This window comes from Streptomyces sp. NPDC045431, assembly GCF_040646655.1.
GTDB lineage: Bacteria > Actinomycetota > Actinomycetes > Streptomycetales > Streptomycetaceae > Streptomyces.
In genome coordinates, this window is record NZ_JBEZAQ010000005.1 from 311,365 (window position 1) to 330,568 (window position 19,204).

20 protein-coding genes are annotated in these 19,204 nt (G+C 71.1%); 9 read left to right on the top strand and 11 right to left on the bottom strand.

The annotated features are described in order from the left end of the window. The first annotated feature begins 138 nt into the window (after positions 1-138). Genes AB0A69_RS15080 through lnt form a run of 3 tightly spaced genes read left to right on the top strand, consistent with a single transcriptional unit; the run spans position 139 to position 2,601 of the window. The gene (locus AB0A69_RS15080) at positions 139-354 is read left to right on the top strand and encodes a hypothetical protein (RefSeq protein ID WP_073755598.1); all 216 of its coding nucleotides are present in this window, start codon (positions 139-141) and stop codon (positions 352-354) included. 49 nt (positions 355-403) lie between these two features. Next, positions 404-862 carry a nuclear transport factor 2 family protein gene (locus AB0A69_RS15085; RefSeq protein WP_361420619.1) on the top strand — a complete coding sequence of 153 codons (459 nt, stop codon included), beginning with the start codon at positions 404-406 and terminating at the stop codon, positions 860-862. Between the two features lie 56 nt (positions 863-918). Continuing rightward, entirely contained in the window at positions 919-2,601 is a 1,683-nt protein-coding gene (gene lnt / locus AB0A69_RS15090) for an apolipoprotein N-acyltransferase (RefSeq protein ID WP_361420622.1), read from the top strand. Here lnt and AB0A69_RS15095 read toward each other — a convergent pair. Both AB0A69_RS15095 and AB0A69_RS15100 read right to left on the bottom strand, forming a co-directional pair. After that, complete coding sequence (locus tag AB0A69_RS15095; RefSeq protein WP_361420625.1) at positions 2,522-3,430, bottom strand: Gfo/Idh/MocA family oxidoreductase; 909 nt, start codon at positions 3,428-3,430, stop codon at positions 2,522-2,524. The genes lnt and AB0A69_RS15095 overlap by 80 nt on opposite strands. Beyond that, a complete protein-coding gene (locus AB0A69_RS15100; RefSeq protein ID WP_361420628.1) occupies positions 3,427-4,695 on the bottom strand; it encodes an FAD-dependent monooxygenase in 1,269 nt (422 codons plus the stop codon). The genes AB0A69_RS15095 and AB0A69_RS15100 overlap by 4 nt, the downstream gene beginning before the upstream one ends. Before the next feature lie 93 nt (positions 4,696-4,788). On the opposite strand from AB0A69_RS15100, the gene AB0A69_RS15105 reads away from it, so the two are divergent. From AB0A69_RS15105 to AB0A69_RS15115, 3 genes are all read left to right on the top strand, one after another. Next, positions 4,789-5,484: a TetR family transcriptional regulator gene (locus AB0A69_RS15105; protein ID WP_361420631.1), complete on the top strand. Its 696-nt coding sequence runs from the start codon at positions 4,789-4,791 to the stop codon at positions 5,482-5,484. A 40-nt stretch (positions 5,485-5,524) separates the two neighbouring features. Continuing rightward, positions 5,525-6,058, top strand: coding sequence for a DinB family protein (locus AB0A69_RS15110; protein ID WP_361420634.1), 534 nt, complete (start codon positions 5,525-5,527; stop codon positions 6,056-6,058). Between the two features lie 92 nt (positions 6,059-6,150). After that, complete coding sequence (locus tag AB0A69_RS15115; protein WP_361420636.1) at positions 6,151-6,654, top strand: hypothetical protein; 504 nt, start codon at positions 6,151-6,153, stop codon at positions 6,652-6,654. Positions 6,655-6,756: 102 nt separating this feature from the next. On the opposite strand, the gene AB0A69_RS15120 is transcribed toward AB0A69_RS15115, so the two are convergent. From AB0A69_RS15120 to AB0A69_RS15150, 7 genes are all read right to left on the bottom strand, one after another. Then, entirely contained in the window at positions 6,757-7,230 is a 474-nt protein-coding gene (locus tag AB0A69_RS15120; protein ID WP_361420816.1) for a hypothetical protein, read from the bottom strand. Between the two features lie 163 nt (positions 7,231-7,393). Beyond that, on the bottom strand, positions 7,394-8,080 hold the full coding sequence (locus tag AB0A69_RS15125) for a uracil-DNA glycosylase (RefSeq protein WP_361420639.1): 687 nt from the start codon (positions 8,078-8,080) through the stop codon (positions 7,394-7,396). 140 nt (positions 8,081-8,220) lie between these two features. Continuing rightward, entirely contained in the window at positions 8,221-9,795 is a 1,575-nt protein-coding gene (locus tag AB0A69_RS15130) for an ABC transporter substrate-binding protein (RefSeq protein WP_361420642.1), read from the bottom strand. A 116-nt stretch (positions 9,796-9,911) separates the two neighbouring features. Further along, the gene (locus AB0A69_RS15135) at positions 9,912-10,682 is read right to left on the bottom strand and encodes an SDR family oxidoreductase (protein WP_361420645.1); all 771 of its coding nucleotides are present in this window, start codon (positions 10,680-10,682) and stop codon (positions 9,912-9,914) included. Positions 10,683-10,696: 14 nt separating this feature from the next. Then, on the bottom strand, positions 10,697-11,458 hold the full coding sequence (gene fabG / locus AB0A69_RS15140; protein ID WP_361420648.1) for a 3-oxoacyl-ACP reductase FabG: 762 nt from the start codon (positions 11,456-11,458) through the stop codon (positions 10,697-10,699). Between the two features lie 174 nt (positions 11,459-11,632). After that, on the bottom strand, positions 11,633-12,016 hold the full coding sequence (locus tag AB0A69_RS15145; protein ID WP_361420651.1) for a DUF3037 domain-containing protein: 384 nt from the start codon (positions 12,014-12,016) through the stop codon (positions 11,633-11,635). Then, positions 12,013-12,861 (bottom strand): HipA family kinase, encoded by an 849-nt coding sequence (locus AB0A69_RS15150; protein WP_361420654.1) that lies wholly within the window; start codon positions 12,859-12,861, stop codon positions 12,013-12,015. Before AB0A69_RS15150 ends, AB0A69_RS15145 begins: the two co-directional genes overlap by 4 nt. 715 nt (positions 12,862-13,576) lie before the next feature. On the opposite strand from AB0A69_RS15150, the gene AB0A69_RS15155 reads away from it, so the two are divergent. After that, positions 13,577-14,965 (top strand): RICIN domain-containing protein, encoded by a 1,389-nt coding sequence (locus tag AB0A69_RS15155; protein WP_361420657.1) that lies wholly within the window; start codon positions 13,577-13,579, stop codon positions 14,963-14,965. Between the two features lie 51 nt (positions 14,966-15,016). Here the strand turns inward: AB0A69_RS15155 and AB0A69_RS15160 are convergent, their stop codons facing one another. Continuing rightward, complete coding sequence (locus AB0A69_RS15160) at positions 15,017-15,568, bottom strand: hypothetical protein (protein ID WP_361420660.1); 552 nt, start codon at positions 15,566-15,568, stop codon at positions 15,017-15,019. 43 nt (positions 15,569-15,611) lie between these two features. Beyond that, positions 15,612-16,700: a hypothetical protein gene (locus AB0A69_RS15165; protein WP_361420663.1), complete on the bottom strand. Its 1,089-nt coding sequence runs from the start codon at positions 16,698-16,700 to the stop codon at positions 15,612-15,614. 403 nt (positions 16,701-17,103) lie between these two features. Between AB0A69_RS15165 and AB0A69_RS15170 the strand changes: the two genes are divergently transcribed. Then, positions 17,104-17,826, top strand: coding sequence for a hypothetical protein (locus AB0A69_RS15170; RefSeq protein WP_361420666.1), 723 nt, complete (start codon positions 17,104-17,106; stop codon positions 17,824-17,826). A 67-nt stretch (positions 17,827-17,893) separates the two neighbouring features. Next, on the top strand, positions 17,894-19,204 hold a 1,311-nt coding region (locus AB0A69_RS15175), incomplete at its 3' end, for an RICIN domain-containing protein (RefSeq protein ID WP_361420669.1).

Consider the following 19,204-nt stretch of genomic DNA (forward strand, 5'->3'; position numbering starts at 1 on the left):
CGGGCGCCAGGGCATGCGCCGCATATATGCAGGCATTTCCTTCACACCCCGTGTGAAGGAACCCCTCTGCCGGACGGGTTTGCCCGACGGGTTTGCCGGACGGGTGCGATCATGTGCCGCCCGGCGCACCCTGGTCCCATGGCCTGGCAGGCACCCATCGTCGTGCACCGCCCCTCCCCCGGCGGCGGGCGGCGCGTCACCATCCGCGGACAGATCGTCGGGCTCGCGCACAACGACGCGGACCTGATCGAGTTCCTGCGGCGCGCGGGGCTCGACGAGGCGGACATCTCGCTGGACGACCCCCACCTGGTGGAGTGGCGCGGCGGGCGCGCGCACCACTGGGAGGCGGCGTGAGCCGTGCGGCGCTCTTGGCGCGGGGGCCCGGCTGCTCGACACTGACCGAATGACACAGCGCGCGGATCTCGCGACCGTGATGGACCGCCTGGCCATCGACGAGGTGATCACCGGGTACGCGGTGGCCCTGGACGACGCCGACTGGCCCGGCTACCGGGAGTTGTTCACCCCGGACGGGCGGGCGGACTACCGGGGCGCCGGCGGGATCGAGGGCGCGGCGGCCGAGGTCGCCGACTGGCTGGCGGGGACACCGCGGCTGCGCCCGGCGCGCCAGCACCTCCTGGTCAACCGCCGGGTGCGGATCGAGGACCTGGGCGGCTATCCGGGCGACAGCGCCGACGCGCTGGCCGACTACCTCGCTCCCCTGCCGCTGGACTCGGGTGACGACGCCCTCGCGGGCGGGCGGTACAGCTTCTCCCTGGCGCGTACGGAGGCGGGCTGGCGGCTGCGTTCGGTGGTGGTGCGCGAGACGTGGCGACGCGCCGGGGGCCCGCTGTCGGCGGGCTGACCGTCTCGCGGGCACGTTCACGCACACTGGAGGCGTCACTCCGAGGGAGGCGCGGTATGCGGATGCGCGGGCTGCGGATCCCGCCCGGCCGACGGGCTCCGGCCGGCCGGGCGGTTCCGGCCGGCCGGGCGGTTCCGGCCGGCCGGGCGGTTCCGGCCGGTCGCCAGGACGCTCTCGGGCGGGTGCTCACCTCGCCCCGGTGGCGCGCGGCCCTCGCGGTCGCGGCGGGGGCGCTGCCCGCGCTGGCCTTCCCGGCCCCGGCCCTCTGGTGGATCGCGTACGTGGCGCTGGTGCCGTGGATGCTGCTGATCCGTACGGCGCGGACCGGGAGGCGCGCGGCGCTGGACGGCTGGCTCGGCGGGCTGGGGTTCATGATCGCCGTGCATCACTGGCTGATGCCGAGCCTCCATGTGTTCATCGTGGTGCTGGCCGGGCTGCTGGGACTGCTGTGGGCACCGTGGGGCTGGTTGGTGCGCCTGATGCTGGCCCGTACGCCGTCGCGGGGGCGGGCGGCCGCCGCTCTCGCCGTCGTACCGTCCGGGTGGCTGATGGTGGAGCTGGTGCGGTCGTGGGAGGGGCTCGGGGGTCCGTGGGGGCTGCTGGGCGCGAGCCAGTGGCAGGTGGACGCCGCGCTGCGGGTGGCGTCGCTCGGCGGGGTATGGCTGGTGAGCCTGCTGGTGGTGGCGGTCAATACGGCGGTGACCGTGCTGGTGGCGGTTCCCTCCGTCCGTGCGGTGGCGGTGGCCGGGGTCACCGTGTGCGCGCTGACCATGGGCTCGGCGTGGCTGTGGGTGCGGTCGCCACAGCCGACCGGCGAGGTGCGGGTCGCGGTGGTGCAGCCGGGCGTGATCAACGGCGTCGGCGGCGCCGAGCGGCGGGTGGCGCGGGGCGAGGAGCTCACGCGGGAGCTGGCCGGACGCGACGTGGACCTCGTGGTGTGGGGCGAGAGCAGCGTCGGCGCGGACCTGGCGGCGCGGCCGGACCTGGCGCGGCGGCTCGCGGCGCTGTCGCGGGAGGTCGGGGCGGAGGTGCTGGTCAACGTGGACGCGCGCCGCTCGGACGTGCCCGGCATCTACAAGAGCAGTGTGCTGATCGGCCCGCAGGGCCCGACCGGCGACCGCTACGACAAGATGCGGCTCGTGCCCTTCGGCGAGTACGTCCCGTTCCGCTCGGCGCTGGGCTGGGCGACGTCGGTCGGCAAGGCGGCGGCCGAGGACCGCAGGCGCGGCGAGCGGCCGGTGGTGATGGCCGTCGGGGACGACGGGCTGCGGCTCGGCCCGCTGGTGTGCTTCGAGTCGGCGTTCCCCGACATGAGCCGCCATCTGGCTCGCGGCGGCGCCCAGTTGCTGGTGGCCCAGTCGGCGACGTCGACGTTCCAGGACAGCTGGGCGCCCGGGCAGCACGCCTCACTGGCGGCGCTGCGGGCGGCGGAGACGGGGCGGCCGATGGTGCACGCGACGCTCACCGGCGTGAGCGCGGTGTACGGCGCCGACGGTGACCGGATCGGCGCCCCGCTGGGGACCGAGCGCAGCGCGTCGGCGGTGTACGACATCCCGCTGACGGACGCGACGACGCCGTACGCGCGCCTCGGCGATTGGCCGGTGTACGCCGCCCTCGCGGTGCTGGCCGGGCTGTGCGCCGCCGAGGCCGCGGGCTCGTTCAGGCGGCGGCCTGGGCCAGGGCGTCCCGTACCACCCGCTCGCACAGTTCGTGCGTCCGCAGGGCGTCCTGGGCGCTGAGGGTCTTGCCGGCCGCCACGGCGTCGAGGAAGGCGCCGACGACCTGCTCGATGCCGCGCTGGCGGGCGACGGGGACCCAGTCGCCGCGGCGCCGGACGGTGGGCTGGCCCTTGTGGTCGACGACGTCGGCGAGGTTGAGGACCTGCCGTTTGGTGTCCTGGCCGGAGACCTCGAGGATCTCCTCGGTGGAGCCGCTCATCCGGTTCATCACGCCGATGGCGGTGAACCCCTCGCCGGACAGCTGGAGCACGACGTGGTGCATGAGCCCGTCGCGGATCCGGGCGCGTACGTCGATGTGGTCGGCCGGCCCGGGCAGCAGGAAGCGGAGGGTGTCGACGACGTGGATGAAGTCGTCGAGGACGAGGGTGCGCGGGTCCTCCGGGAGCCCGACGCGGTTCTTCTGCAGGAGGATCAGGTCGCGCGGGTGGTCGGCGCACTGCGCGTAGCCGGGCGCGTAGCGCCGGTTGAAGCCGACGGCGAGGCTCACGCCGCGCCGCTCGGCGAGCTCCACCAGGCGGCGCGAGTCCTCGATCTCGTACGCGAGCGGCTTGTCGACGTACGTGGGAACGCCGGCCTCCAGCAGCCGCGTGACGATCTCGGCGTGGACGTCGGTCGGCGCGTGCACGAACGCGGCGTCGATTCCGGCGGCGAGGAGGGAGTCCAGATCGGTGTGGCGGCGGTCGGCGGGGACGTGGTACGCCTCCGCGACGTCGGCGAGGGTGGCCGGGGTGCGGGTCTGGAGGTGCAGTTCGAGCCCGGGGCGGGTGGCGAGGACGGGCAGGTAGGCCTTCCGTGCGATGTCACCGAGGCCGATGCAGCCGATCTTCACGGGGGGTCTCCCTGTCGATGTGCGTGGCGGTCCTGACTGTCCTGACGGTCGTCCCGGTGATCGTATGCCGGGGCCGGTTCCGCGTGGCACGGGGGGCGCCAGTCCGCTATGGAGTCGAAGGAGCGCAGCGCGAGGCCCGGGACCGCCCCGGCGAGCGTCATGAGGGCGTCGCGCAGGAGGACCGCGGGCGCGGCCGTGCGCGTGTGCAGGCGCGCGACGCGGGCGGCGGTGCGCACGACGGCCGTGGTGCGGGGCAGCCGGTCGGCGGAGTACGCCGCGAGTCCGGCGTCCGTGGCGCGCCGGGGCGGGAGGTGGTGGGCGAGCACGATCGCGTCCTCGATCGCCTGGTTGCCGCCCTGGCCGAGGGTCGGGGCCATCGGGTGGGCGGCGTCGCCGAGCAGGGCGGTACGGCCGCGGTGGAAGGCGGGCGGCGGGGCGGTGAGGTGCCGGATGTCGTGGCGCAGGATCCCGTCGTCGTCGGCGGCGGTGAGGATCGCGGGGATGGGGTCGTGCCAGTCGCCGAAGCGGCGCAGCAGCTCGGCCCTCTCGCCGTCGGGGGCCTTCGCGCCGGCGGGGGCGACGGCGGACGCGTACGCGTAGATCCGGCCGTCCTTGAGCGGCTGGGTGCCCCACAGGGCGCCGCGGCCCCAGCTCTCGTGGGGGTGGAAGGGACGCGCGGGCGCCGGGACGAGCAGGCGCCAACTGGTGAGGCCCGTGTACGCGGGGGCGGGGTGGGCCGGGAACAGGGCGGCGCGGACCGCCGAGTTGATGCCGTCCGCGCCGACGACGAGGTCGGCCTCGAGGTCGCCGTGCGGGGTGGTGACGACGGCGGGGCGGCGGTCCGCGGTGCCGCCCGGCTCGGCGAGCGTCGCGGGAGCGGCACAGCGCACCGTGCCGTCGGGCAGGCGGGAGGCGAGCAGGTCGACGAGCGTGGCCCGGGGCAGTACCACGAGCGGCCCGCCGAAGCGCTCCGCGGCGGCCCGGGCGTTCGTACGGGCGAGCCAGCGGCCGCGCGCGGTGCGCAGACCGCCGTCGCCCTGCCAGGCGGCCAGGGCCCGGACGTCGTCACCGAGGACGAGGGTGTCGAGGGCCCGCAGGGAGTTCGGGGCCAGGCTGATGGCGGCGCCGACGGGCCTCAGCGAGGCGGCGCGTTCCAGGACGGTGACGCGCCAGCCGCGCCGGTGCAGGGCGACGGCGGCGGTGAGCCCGCCGATGCCGCTGCCGATGACGACGGCGTGGGGCGTGCTGGGCGGGTGGGTGTCCATGGCTCCTCCGGTGGTCCGGGCGAGCGGCACTACACCTGTAGTGCCACACGACGAACCGTACTACAGGTGTAGTGGAGACGGTAGGTTGTCCGTATGACCGCACGTGCCGAACTGATCGCCGACGCCGCCCTCGCCCTCCTCGCCGAACGGGGCATGCGCGGCCTGACCCACCGCGCGGTGGACGAGCGCGCGGGCCTGCCGCAAGGCTCGACGTCCAACCACGCTCGTACGCGACAGGCCCTGCTGGAGGCGGCGGTTCGGCGGCTGGCGGACCGCGAGGCGCAGGTGATCGGCCCGGAGGAGCTCGGCGCGGCGGGAGGTGTCGACGCGCTCGGCGCGCGGGGCCAGGGCGGCGCCGACGCGCTCGGCGCGGTGGGGGGTGCCGACGCGCTCACCGCACGGGACCAGAGCGGTGCCGACGCGCTCGGGCAGGGGGGTGCCGACGCGCTCGGCGCCCTGCTCGACGTGCTCGCCCTGGCGCTGCACCGCTACCTCACCGACCATGGCGACCTCCTCGTCGCCCGCTACGAGCTCGCCCTGGAGGCGACCCGGCGGCCCGAGCTGCGGGCCTTCTACGACGAGACCGGCCGACGGTTCCGGGAGCCGCTGACCGCGCTGATGCGGGCGGTCGGGTCCACCGAACCCGAGCGTCACGCCCTGTCGCTGGTGGCGTGGTGCGAGGGGCTGATGTTCTCCTGCGCCGTGGGCGCGTACCACTCCGCCGTGCCCGGCCGGGAGGAACTGCGGAACGGCTTCGCGGAGTTGCTGCACGGCATGATCGACCGATAACCGCTCGCTACGCGGCCCGAGGTCGGCGAGGATGCCGGACATGACGACAACCGAACAACCCGCACGGGACCCGCGCCTCGGGCCCTCAGGACTCGCCGGCGAACGCGAGATGCTGGAGGGCTGGCTGGAGTACCACCGGGCGACCCTGGCGAAGAAGTGCCAGGGCCTGGACGACAAGCAGGTGCGGGAGCGGTCCGTCCCGCCGTCCGACCTGTCCCTCCTCGGGCTCGTACGGCACATGGCCGAGGTCGAACGCGCCTGGTTCCGCCGGATCCTGATCGGCGAGGACGCCGGACCGATCTACTACACCGAGGAAGACCGCGACCGGGACTTCCACGCCTCCGAGGACGACACCTGGGAGGAGGCGTACGCGACCTGGCAGGCGGAGATCGCGCGGGCCCGCGACATCGCCGCCGAGCACGGTCTCGACGATGTGGCCGTGCGCCCGGACCGCCGCAGTGGGGAGCCCTTCAACCTGCGCTGGATCTACACGCACATGATCGAGGAGTACGCGCGCCACAACGGCCACGCCGACCTGCTGCGCGAGCGCGTCGACGGCGCGACCGGCGACTGAGCGCGTCGCCCGCGCGGCGGGCTGTCACCCGTGCGGATCAACAACCGCGCGTAGCCGTCCCGAACGGGCCCCGGAACCACCAGAGTTACGGCGTGCAACGAACGAGAACCACCGCGAAGATCCTGGCCGCCGTGGCGATGGCCGCCGTCTCCGGCTGCGTGGCGGTCGAGCCGCACCCCGGTTCCGCGCCGGCCGCGCCGGAGGCGAGCCACCCGGCGTCGCGGGGCGCGGCGCCGCAGATCGTCGAGGGCCCGGCGCGCGAAGCGCTGGAGGCCGCGCTGCCCTCACCGCCGGCCGCTCCGACGCGGCCCCCGTCCGCCGCGCAGGACCGGCGGAAGGCCGGCGGCGCAGGCTCGGGCGGGGGCGCGGGGTCCGGCGGCGCGCACCGCGACGACCGTCCGCCGCGCCGCACGCCGCGCGCACCGGGCGTCCCGGACGCGGACGAGCTGCGCGCGCGACTCCCCAAGCTCCGGACCCCGGTCCGGCCCTCCCTGCCCGTCCACGTGCCGGACGTCTGCGCCCTCGGCGAGGACTACGGCGGCTGGCAGCGCAGCAGCCAGGAAGCCCGCGCCTGCCGGGAGGCCTACGGTCACTGACCGCCGGGCGCCGGGGAGCACCCCCGACGCGTGGGGTGCGGGCGCGGGTGCGCGCTCCGTGTCCGCGTGCCTCAGTGGCCGCGCGCTCAGTGTCCGCGTGCCTCAGTGTCCGCGCAGCCGCCGGTCCAGCCGCTCGATGGCCGCGCGGACGCCGCTGCCGTACCCGCCGGCGTCCAGCGCCTCCGAAGCCGCGCGAGCGCGGTCGAGATGGGCCCGGGCCGCGTCCGGACGGTGCAGCTTCAGGTAGTCGGCGGCGAGGTTGAGGTGGAGCGAGGGGTACAGCGCCCGCAGCGCCGCAGCGGCGGGGCGGGCGGCCGGCTCGGCGTCCGCGCCGCCCCGGATCTCGGCCCCGCCCTCGATCGTGACCTCGCCCTCGGCCGCACTGAGCGCCCGCAGGTCCCAGGCCAGCTCGTCGTCGGGGTCGTCCTGGGCGTCGGCCAGGCAGTGCGCGAGCGTGCAGCGCTGGAGGGGGTCGCCGTCCGCGCCGATCTGCTCCCACAGCGCGGCGAGGCGGTTGCGGGCCTCCTCGCGGTCCCCGCCGTGGAGCAGCATCGTCGCCTGCCCGATCCTGGTCATGACGGCGTCGTCCGGCGCCGCCTCCCCCTGCTCCTGCTGCTCACGCACTGCGGCCTCCGCTCGTCGGTCCTGCCACCGACGCTAGCGGCGGGCGTCCGGCGAGCCCGGGAAGCGGGGCCCGCAGGCCCCGGACCACCGCACGCATCGTGCCGACGGCAGCGCCTCAGCCGCCCAGGTTCGGGAGGCGCCAGTCGATCGGGTCGTGGCCCTGCGCCTTGACCGCCTCGTCGATCTGCGTGAACGGACGCGAGCCGAAGAACTTCTTCGCGGAGAGCGGCGAGGGGTGGGCGCCCTTGATGACCACGTGCCGCGTCTCGTCGATCAGCGGCAGCTTCTTCTGGGCGTAGTTGCCCCACAGGACGAAGACGGCCGGGTCGGGCCGGGAGGCGACGGCGCTGATCACCGCGTCCGTGAACTTCTCCCAGCCCTTGCCCTTGTGGGAGTTGGCCTCGCCGCCCCGCACCGTCAGGACGGCGTTGAGCAGCAGGACGCCCTGCCGGGCCCACGGCATGAGGTAGCCGTTGTCCGGCACCGGGTGGCCGAGCTCCTCGTGCATCTCCTTGAAGATGTTGCGCAGGGAGGGCGGGGTCTTGACGCCGGGCCGCACGGAGAAGCACAGCCCGTGCCCCTGCCCCTCCCCGTGGTACGGGTCCTGGCCCAGGACGAGGACCTTGACCTGGTCGTACGGGGTGGCCTCGAGGGCGGCGAACACCTGGTCGTGCGGCGGATGGACCGGCCCCTTGGCCCGCTCCTCCTCGACGAACTCGGCGAGCAGCTTGAAATACGGCTTCTCCAGCTCGTCGCCGAGGACGCCGCGCCAGGACTCGGGCAGCGTGTAGGTGTCGGTCACGTCAACAACCTCCGGTGTGTGATCGTCTTACGTGACAGAAACTACCGGCCACCACTGACAACCGGCCCTCCGCCTCCCACCGGCTCTCCCCCACCGGCCTTCACCCGCCGGCCGGCCTTCGCCTGCCGGCCGGCCTTCGCCTACCAGCTGGCCTTCCGCTCCAGCTCCCACATCTGCATGACGGTCTGCGGGTCGAGGGCCCGCTCGCCGCCCGCGATCTCCTCCGTCGCCGCCACGTACAGCTTGCCCTGCCACAGCGGCAGCAGGCGCACGTCCTCGGCGAGGATCTCCTGCGCCTTCTCGAACTGCTTGGAGACCGCCGCACGGTCGCTCTCGCGGCGCGACAGCAGCAGCTGCTCGGTGATCTCGGGGCGCTCGTACGGCGTGGAGTGGACGTTGTCCTTGCCGACGAAGGGCGCGACGAAGTTGTCCGGGTCCGGGAAGTCCGGGGACCAACCGCGGCCGAAGACCGGGTACTGCCCCTTCTGGTAGCCCGCCTGGAACTCCTTCCACGCCTTGCTCTTCAGCGTGATCTTGAAGAGGCCCGACGCCTCGAGCTGCCGCTTGAGCTCCGCGAACTCCAGAGCGGTGGCGGAGCCATAGCGGTCGGTGATGAACCAGAAGGTCAGCTCCACCGGTGCGTCGATGTTCGCGTCGCGGAGGATCTCCTCCGCCTTGTCGACGTCCGGCTCGCCGAACCGGTCGAAGAACTCGGTGGTGTGCCCGGCGATGCCCTTCGGGACCATGGAGTACAGCGGCTCGGCGGTGCCCTGGTAGACCTTGCCGACCAGCGCCTCGCGGTCGACGACCTGGGCGATGGCCTGCCGTACCGCGGGCTTGGAGACGGAGGCGTCTTCGGCGTTGAAGACGAGGTAGCGGATGTCGGCGCCGGTCGCCTCGACCAGTTGGAGGCCCTCGTTGGCGGGCTTCCTCTCCCGCAGGTCGACGACCTCCTCCGCGGTCAGACCGCGGTACGTGGCGTCGATCTCCTTCTTCTTCAGCGCGTCGACCATCGCCTCCGATTCCGCGAAGTAGCGGATGGTGACGCCATCGTTCTTACGGTTGGCGAAGCCCTTGTAGTTCGGGTTCTTCGACAACTCCGCCTTGACGCGCTCTTGGTAGGAGTCGAGGACATACGGGCCCGAACCGGTCAGCTTGCCGTCCTCGCGGAGCCTGTCCGCGGGGTATTCCTCCGGGTCGACGATCGACATCGCAGGGGTGGCGAGGATGAACGGGAACGTCGCGTCCGGTTCCTTCAGGTGGAAGACGACGGTGGAGTCGCCGTTCGTCGCGACGCGGTCGAGCGAGCCGAGAAGGCCGCTGGGGCCACCCTTCACGTTGATCGTCCGGATACGGTCGATCGAATGCTTCACGGCCTGCGCGTCGAGCTTGCCACCGTCGGAGAACGTCAACCCGTCCTTGAGGTCACACTGGAAGACCTTGCTGGACGCGTCGGTGAACTTGCACTCGGCGGCGTCGGGCTGCGGAGTCGTGCTGCCGGTGGGGAAACTCAGCAGCGTCTGGAAGACATTCCGGTACAACTCCCATGAATTGTCCCAAGCGGCTGCGGGATCGAGCGTGGTGGGGGCGCTCGTCGTACCGACAACGATCTTGTTCTGCCCGTCGGTCTCGCCATCGGAGAAGAGGCTACAGCCCGCCAGCAGAGATATGGACGCAAGGGCTGCAGCGGCCTGCAGGCTGGTCCGGTTGAACACGTGCACGCTCCTCGTTCAGCCATGGGTCGGCCGACCATACCGCAGCGCCCCGCCCGGGCAATGCGCAGGCCCGGCGGGGCGCTTGGCTGGCAACAGTCAATCGGGAACAATCCGACTCAGCCGACTCCGGCATTCAGGAAAATTCCCCCGTCGACGACGAGCGTCTGGCCGGTGATCCAGTCCGACTGGCCGGAGGTGAGGAATGCGGCGGCACCCCCGATATCCGCCGGGACGCCGAGCCGCCCGAGCGGATAACCGGCCGTGACCTCCTCCTCCCGACCCTCGTAGAGGGCGGTGGCGAATTTCGTCTTCACGACCGCGGGGGCGATCGCATTGACCCGGACGACCGGAGCGAATTCATGGGCGAGCTGCAGGGTCAGATTGACCATGGCCGCCTTGCTCATGCCGTACGCCCCGACGAAAGGCGAGGCGGTGAGACCGGCGATGGAGGCGATGTTCACGATCGCACCGCCGTGGTCCTTCTGCCATGCCTTCCAGGTCTGCTGCGCGAAGCCGAGCGCGGAGATCACATTGGTCTCGTAGACCTTGCGGACCACGTTCAGGTCGAGCTCGGCCATCGGGCCGAAGACCGGGTTCGTACCGGCGTTGTTGATCAGGAAGTCGACGCGGCCGAAGGCCTCCATCGTGCGCTCCACCGCGAGCGCCTGGTGCGCCTCGTCGTGGGCCTTGCCGGCGACGGCGATCACCCGGTCGGCGCCCAGCCGCTCGACGGCCTCCTTGAGCGCCTCCTCGCCGCGCCCGGTGATGCACACGCGGTCGCCGCGGGCGACGAGCGCCTCCGCGACGCCGTATCCGATACCGCGGCTGGCGCCCGTGACGAGCGCGACCTTTCCGGACGGCTCGGGCAGTTCCTGTGATGCGGTCATGTCCGTGACCCTCCTCAGTTGAGCGGGCCGCCGGCCACGTACAGGACCTGGCCGGAGACGAAGCCGGCGTCGTCGCCCGTGAAGAAGGCGATCGCATTCGCGACGTCCTCGGGCTTGCCGACCCGCTGCACCGGGATCTGGGTGGCCGCGGCGGCCTGGAAGTCCTCGAAGCCCATGCCCACGCGGGCGGCGGTCTGCGCGGTCATCTCGGTGACGATGAAGCCGGGCGCCACGGCGTTGGCGGTGATGCCGAACTTGCCGAGCTCCTTGGCGAGGGTCTTGGTGAAGCCCTGCAGCCCCGCCTTGACGGCGGCGTAGTTGGCCTGGCCGCGGTTGCCGAGCGCGGAGGACGAGGAGAGGCTGACGATGCGGCCGAAGCCGGCGTCGACCATGTGCTTCTGGCACGCCTTGGCCATCAGGAACGCACCCTTCAGGTGCACGTTCACGACCGTGTCCCAGTCGGACTCGCTCATCTTGAAGAGCAGGTTGTCGCGGAGCACGCCCGCGTTGTTGACGAGGATCGTCGGCGCCCCGAGCTCCTCGGCGACGCGCGCGACGGCCGCCTCCACCTGGGCGCTGTCGGAGACGTCGCACCCGACGGCGATGGCCTTGCCGCCCGCCGCGGTGATCTTCTCGACGGTGTCCTTGCACGCGGCCTCGTCGAGGTCCAGTACGGCGACGGCGCGGCCCTCGGCGGCCAGCCGGACGGCGGTGGCGGCGCCAATGCCCCGCGCGGCCCCGGTGACGACGGCTACGCGCTGCTCGGTGGTGGACATGCTGGTTCTCCTCGCCCTTGGATCCCTGGGATGCGGCCGCCCGCCCCCTGACACGTCCATGTCGGTGAGCGACCGCTTAGTACCTTCAGCAGACGAGACGCTAGAAGCCCTGGCACCCGGTGTCAACGGCCCACCGGGTGCCCCCGGTCACGTGGCGTGCGCCCGACCGGGCTCTCAGCGCACCAGCAGGTCGAGCAGCCGCTCGGCCTCCGCTTCCGGATCGGTGGTCAGACCGGTGTGCACGGGGCCGGGTTGGACCACCGTGGAGCGCGGCGCGATCAGCCACCTGAAGCGCCGTCCGGCGTCGTCGCCCGCCGCCTGCCCCGCATGCTCGCCGCCCTGACAGACGCCCTCCACGGCGCGCAGGGCGGCCCGTACGCCCACCACGTCGGCGTGCGGATCCAGGGCCGTCAGCTTGGCCTCGTCGAGGTGCGTACGGGCGCACACGAAGGACTTGGCGCGGCAGTAGACCACCACGCCCGCGTTGAAGCACTCGCCGCGCTCGACGCGCGGTACGACGCGCAGCAGCGCGTACTCGAAGACGTCCCGGTCGGTCACGTGGTGCTGTCCTTCGTACGGTCCTGCTTGGAGGGGGGTGCCAGCCGTTCGGCGAGCCAGCCGGGGGCCCGCGAGGGTCCCGGTTCGGTCCGCTCCCCGATGGTGATCCGTTCGTGGATGGTCGCGGCGCGCGACAGGAGCGTCTCCACATAGGCGCGGCGCAGCGCGTCGGTGGTCGCGAACCCCGGCTCGTCCACGAGCCATTCGTCGGGTACGTCGGCGGCGACCTCGGTCAGCAGCTCCTCGGTGACGAGCGGCGCCAACTCGGCCGCCGCGGTGGCCACGTCCGGGCCGAACGTGGCCAGGACGTGGTCGGAGGCGTCGTACGGCTTCGCGGCGGAGGCTGCTGCGCCCGGCCAGTTGTGGTGCCAGATCATGGTGGCGCCGTGGTCGATGAGCCAGGGTTCGCCGTGCCAGACGAGCATGTTGGGGTTGCGCCAGGAGCGGTCGACGTTGTTGACCAGCGCGTCGAACCAGACGACCCGGCCCGCCTCCACCGGGTCCATCGCGTAGGCGAGCGGGTCGAACCCGATGGAGCCCGGCAGGTAGTCCATGCCCAGGTTCAGCCCGCCGCTCGCCTTGAGCAGCTCCTGCACCTCCTGGTCGGGCTCGGCGAGTCCGATGACCGGGTCCAGCTGAATGGCGACCAACTCCGGCACCCGCAGCCCGAGCCGCCGGGCCAGCTGCCCGCACACGACCTCGGCGACCAGGGTCTTGCGGCCCTGCCCGGCGCCGGTGAACTTCATGACGTACGTACCGAGATCGTCGGCCTCGACGATCCCGGGGAGCGAGCCGCCCTCACGCAAGGGCGTGATATAGCGGGTCGCGACGACCTCTTCCAGCACTTTCCCAGGCCACCAATCTTTTCAGCCTTGCGATCCGCGGACGACTTCTCGGGGGCGTAGGGGCAGGAACCACCGGTCGACGGCGCGGGGAGAATCCGGGGAGTTTCGGCCGACGGGCCGGTCACCCCGCTCCCCGGCAGACCGTCGACGACTCGCGCCCCTTACTGCCGGCCGCCGGCATGAAGTGAGCATAGTAACCGAGGGTGATCTCCGGTGAGCAGCGCCCGGGCATCGAGCCAGGCTCACAACGGACTCACCCGGGCCGCGGCCAGGGCCACGGGAGGCCGGAGGTCGGAACCGCCGCATGCCGCAACAGGCGACAGCGACAGCGACAGTCGAGCCCTTCTTCGTCAACCTCGCACCTGTTGTTCCCTCATGAGGGTGGCTGACCTTTCGGTCGCGTGTCGACGAGTGGGTCGCCTCGCGCAGGAGGCGCCCCAAAGCCGCAGATGGGCAAACGCTCCGTTTCCAGACAGTGGTGAGATCCGGCGTCCTGCTTCTCGTTCTGTTCGTCCGCTCTCGGCGTCACCATCAGGTCGGCGGTCGGGTGAACGGTGAAGGGACGAAGATGAACGCTGCACACGCGGGAGCTGCGGATGGCGAGCACTCCGCTCGCCTGATCAGCACGGTGGCGGGGACGGGTAACCCAGGGGCGCCCAAAGGGGATAAGGAGCTGGCCGTTTCGGCTGAGCTGAACAATCCGTACGGGGTCGTGGTGGACCGCGAGGGGACCCTCTACATCTCCGAGTACGCCGGCCATCGGGTCCGAAAGGTCACGACTGACGGGAAGATCAGTACGGTCGCGGGAACGGGGAGCCCGGGACGTGGGGCAGAGGGTGTCTCCGCCCTCTCGGCAGCGCTGCAGAATCCGCGCGGGATCGCCTTGGACAGCGCGGGCGATCTCTACATCACCGACTGCGGCAACCACCGGATCCGGAAGATCACGATGGCCGACGGAAAGATCCGTACGTTCGCCGGGACGGGTACCGGGGCCCATGGCGGTGACGGCGCCTTGGCCACCGCCACCCATCTGCACACACCTCTGGATGTCGCGGTGGACAGCGCAGGCGACGTCTACATCGCCGACTACGGCAACCACCGGATCAGGAAGGTGACAGCCGACGGGAAGATCAGCACGGTCGCCGGGACGGGCTCCCCGGGGTTGGCCCCTGACGGCACCCTCGCCACCGCCGCCCAGCTGAAGAACCCCACCGCCGTGACGGTGGACAGCGCGGGCAACCTCTACATCGCCGACTACGGCAACCAGCGGGTGCGGAAGGTCACGAAGGCCGACGGGAAGATCAGAACGGTCGCCGGCACGGGCGCCGCGGCCTTCGGCGGTGACGGCGTCCAGGCCGTCTCGGCCCCGTTGAGCACCCCCATGGCGATGGTGGTGGACAGCGCGGGCGACCTCTACATCGCCGACCGCGACAATCACCGGGTGCGAAAGGTCGCGGCCGACGGAAAGATCAGCACCGTCGCCGGCACAGGCACCGCGACCTACGGTGGTGACGGCGAGTCGGCCGCTTCGGCCAAGCTGAAGTCCCCGCACGGGCTCGCCGTGGACTGCGTCGACACCCTCTACATCGCCGACCACGCCAACAACCGGGTACGGAAGGTCGCGTCGGTGAAGTTGGCCGGGTTGCCCGATTCGGGCGCGGTGGTCTCCTGGGCCAATGTGCGCAGCAGGTTGCGGATGGCGGTCGTGCGCGAGTCGACCAAGGACGGCGCCGAGGTTCACCAGACTCTCACCGTCCCCAGGGATCACCAGCGGTGGCGGCTGGTGGCGGCGGGCCAGGACGACGGCGAGGTCCTGTACCGGATCGAGAACGTGCGCAGCGGCAAGGTCCTGGAGGTCGTCGGAGCGCAGGAGACCGAGGGGGCGGTGGTCGCGCAGCGTGCCTACGAGGGTGTTGACGCGCACCACCAGCAGTGGCGGCTGATCCCGGTGGGACCGGTGACCGATTCTCCGCGGGTGTTCGAGATCGCGAACCGGAACAGTGGTCTGCTGCTGCGGGTCGACACCAACGCCCGCACGGTGATCAAGCAGTACGAGGCGGAGGGCGAACCCCGGGACCGTCAGTGGCAGCTGCTCCCGGTATGACGCACGAGGGGGCAGGGGTGTTCGCGCCCCTGCCCCCTCAGGCCTTGGGCGCTACTGGGAACCGGATGGTTCCTCGGTGGTCGTCTCGGTCGTCGTGGTTTTTCCCAGCTTCTGCGGGGTCTCGGCGGCCGCCTGGGGCGGCTTGGGGGGCTCCGCGGCCTTGGGCGCCTCCGGGGCCTTGGGGGCCTTGGTGTATGCCGCCTTGTCCGGCTTCTCCTGGAGGTCCTCGTTCTTTTGCAGGCCGTCCTCCTTCTTCACCGTCTCCTTCGCCTTCGCCATGCCGGCGGACGCCGTTTCGGAGACCGAGCCGGCATGGGCCGACTGGCTCTGGGTGTGGGCCGAGTCCCGGGTGGTCTGGATGAAGGAGCCGAGGATGCCCATGATGACCCGCGCTTCGGGCGACTGCTCCTGTACGACTTTCGCCCGGGAGGAAGCCCCGTGGACCGAATGGACGAACAGGCTTGTGCTCTTGTCGTCGTATGCGCCCTCCTCGGCGTCCTCGAAGTCGACGTCCGCATCGGACTGCGCATCGGCTTCGCCGGGCTTCACCGAGAAGAGCCCCGCACTGTTCTTCGCGAAACCGAAAATGTTGTCGAACACCATGGTCATCACCCCTGGTCGTCGTCGTGGCGGTGCTGCCGCCCGGTCAAGGCCCCTTGTGCAAAGCTCGCGGGTTGAAGGTCAGGGCTTCGGCTTGGAACATCGTGTGGTGGACGTCCAGGGAGGAGACGACCTCCATCCGCCCCTTCATGCGGTATCCACCGCCGGCCAGGTTGATGTCGGCGATGTCGCGGGCGACTACCTGGGCGAGGCCGGGGCTTCCTGCTTGCGGGGGAGACAGGACCGGAACCGGCACGGCGTACTCCACCGCAAGGAACCCGGCGAAGGTCACCGGGATCTCGTACTCGAAATGCCTGTGGGCACGCCGCTGCGTGGCGATGGTTTCCACCCGGGAGTCCACCGGGACCTTGCCGGAGATCTGCGATTTCGAGACCCAGCTCGTCGTCAGGGAGCCGCCGACGGTGGCCGCGAGGCCCAGCGCCAGCTGCGCGTTGAGCGAAGCGCTGCCGGTGGCGCTGCCCTGGGTCGTGAACGCCACCGAGTTCGTCATCGAGTTCGACGCCGAGTTGCCCGTCGAGTTCGTCGTGGCCGTTTCGGTGGCGTTGGCGTTGTCGACTCCGACGCTGTCCTTGCTGTTCTTGTTGGTCACCGTGTTGGCGTTCTTGTTCGCCATGTCGTTGCGCAACTGCGTCCCGAACTGCGCCTGCAGATCCATCTTGAGCTGGTTCTGCAGCTGCAGTTGCAGCTGAGCCCCGATGGTGCCGCCGAAGGTCAGCTTGGCATCCCCGTGGAGCGACCACGTCACCCCGTTCGACACGGTGAATTCGACCGAGTCGGTGAAGGTCATCTCATGTGTCGCGCTGCGGTTGACGTAGGCGCGTGAGGAGAAGGTGTCGGGCGCGGGCGGAGTGATGTCGCCCCGCTCCTCGATCAGCGGTTCCCCGAGATTCATGTAGGCAAGCCAACCCCGATCGAACGCGGAGCCGGCGAAAGTGCCGTGGCTCAACTTGTTGATGGAGATGCCGACGGGCCTGTGCTGCACGCCGTTGTTGTCGGTGTAGACCAGGTTGGGGTGGTTCAGGAGGGACGGCAGGTCGATGCCGAGTTCCCGCAGGTTCTTCTTCGTCAGCGGATGGCGCTTGAACCGTTCCAGGTTGTACGCAGTGGAAGGCATTCCCCGTCCTCGACTGATCTGTCCGAAACGCGCTCAATGAAATGGAACAGGCGTCCGCGCGCTTTCCGAAATTCGAAGCTATCAGGGTTGCCATTTCCTGGGAAGGCACCTTCATGCATCACGCCCAATCGAGTGAAAAGTGTTCCCTGGTCTCTCCCAACTCCCTTAGAAGAACGGTAAGTTGAAGCGCTGCCGGTCACTCGATCGATGGCTTCGAAAAAGTCCTGCACATGCATGTTGCATCCGCGCTTGATGCGGTGGATGGGGTTTTTGATTCAGCCGTCCATTAAACCCCCGAATTATGCGGATGCAGGGCGGCCAAATGCTGCGGTAATGGCACGTGGCAAGCACGGCACTGCGGCTGGCTTACTGTTCTCCACTTCAACAAGAGGTGAGGTTCCGGATGTACACCCAAGAACGCACGGCGATGTCGAATCTGGTGGTCGGCGGCCCGGTGGCGGTGAACAGCTACGACAACGCGATCGTGGCCGCGCTGGTCGAGAACCGGCCGGTGATGCTCGTCCACGCCTTCAACGGCGGCTTCCTGCGTCCCGTCGAGCTGAAGGACAGCATCCACGACAAGGGGGTCAAACTGTCCACCGCGCTCGACCCGGCCACCAAAGAGGCGCAGGGCCACCTCTGGTACATCACCCCCGCCGGCTTCTTCGGGCAGCGGCCGCTGTACTTCATCGAGAGCGCCGCGGGCCAGGTGCCGCCCAAGCCCCCCGTCGCCGGCCAGGCCGATGCCGGGCGTGGCGACGACGGCGTACCCAAGCCGCAGCGCCGGCGCATCACCGTCCACCAGGACGCCCCCAAGGGCACCACGGCCGACGTCGTCCAGGTGGGCCTGCCCGACAAGGTCGGCGACCTGTGGCGCGGGAAGAACGGCGCGCCGGAGGACACTCAGCTGTGGGTCGTCACGGTGACGCCGTGGGGCGGGATCACCTTCGTGCCGATCACCCACCCGGACACCATCCTCGGGTTCAAGGACCACGCGGTGGCGGCCGACAGCGAGGTGCGCGTGACCTACAACTGGGGCGGGGACTTCACCGGGACGGTCATCAACACGTTCTACCCGCGACTGGCCAACGAGTGGAGCGTCCCCTACCACCACGTCTTCACGTGACCCGCGGCCGCCGCCCCGTCACACCTGTCCCGATCCCACGCCCGTACCGCCTGGAAGAGGCACCACGATGCCCGTGCCCACGCAAGAACTGAAACTGGAGATCGTCAACGCGGCCACGGGGAAGATCCTCGGCGCCAGGTCCACGCCGGGAACGGACGGGGCACTGGTCGTGCGCGACTTCCCTGACGGTGGCCCGAGCCCGGAGCAGTGGCAGCTCACCCCCGTGCAAGCCGGAAACGTACAGGACGAGCAGCGCTATGTGATCCGCAACGCGGGCGGCGGCAAGGTCCTCGACAACCCCGCGGCCGCAGACCGCGGCATCCGCCAGTGGGACGCCGCCGCCGGCAGGAAGGCCCAGCAGTGGCGCGTCGTCCCCGTCGAGGACGGAGCGGGTCTCTTCTTCATCGAAGACGCCACCGACGGTGCCGTTCTCGACCTCGCCGATCCCGCTGCGGACGAGATCCGGGTCGTCCTGCGCGAGTACGACGACAGCGCGGCAAGCCAGCACTGGCGGTTCGTGCCGGCCACACCCGAGCGCACCAGCGATCCCGTGCTGCGCTGGGCGCCACTGAGCCACTGGAACAGCCGCCAGTCCTGGCGACTGGCCCGCTCGGCCGCGCTGCGGCCGGCACCCGACGCGACACCCTCCTTCAGCGACATGCTGCTGGTCCTCAAGCGGTTCGGCAGCGACCAGGACGCCGGCGCGTGGAAGAGCGTGGGCGCCGACGGCTCAACCGGCGGGCAACCGGGCCGGTGGGCCGGGCTCGGTGACCGGTTCCTCGCCGACACCACCGGAGCGGGCCGAGCGGACATCGTCGGGTGCAAACCCGCGAAGGGGACGGTCAAGGCCTCCAGCCAAGGTGACGGCACGTTCAAGGACGACGAGCGCGTCCTGCACCCACCCGTTCCCTCGCCGAGTCCCAAGGACGTGTGGACTCTCGTGGACACGACGGGCGACGGCAGGCCCGACATCGTCGCACTCACCACCGACGGTGTCCGGGTGTTCCTGCAGGACGAGGGCGAGAGGTTCGCCCCGGCGAGTGCGGAGCCGGTCATCAAGGCGTTCGGGCACGGGCAGTCGGCGGGCGGCTGGGTTGCCGACGAACATCCCCGCTTCCTCACCGACACCACCGGGGACGGCCGCACCGACATCGTCGGCTTCCACGACGACGGCGTCTGGATCTCACTCCAGGACGAGGAAGGGAAATACGCACCCCTCGCCGGCGAACCGGCTCTCCAAGCCTTCGGCCACGGGCAGTCGGCGGGCGGCTGGATCGCCGACAAACATCCCCGCTTCCTCACCGACACCACCGGGGACGGCCGCACCGACATCGTCGGCTTCCACGACGACGGCGTCTGGATCTCACTCCAGGACGAG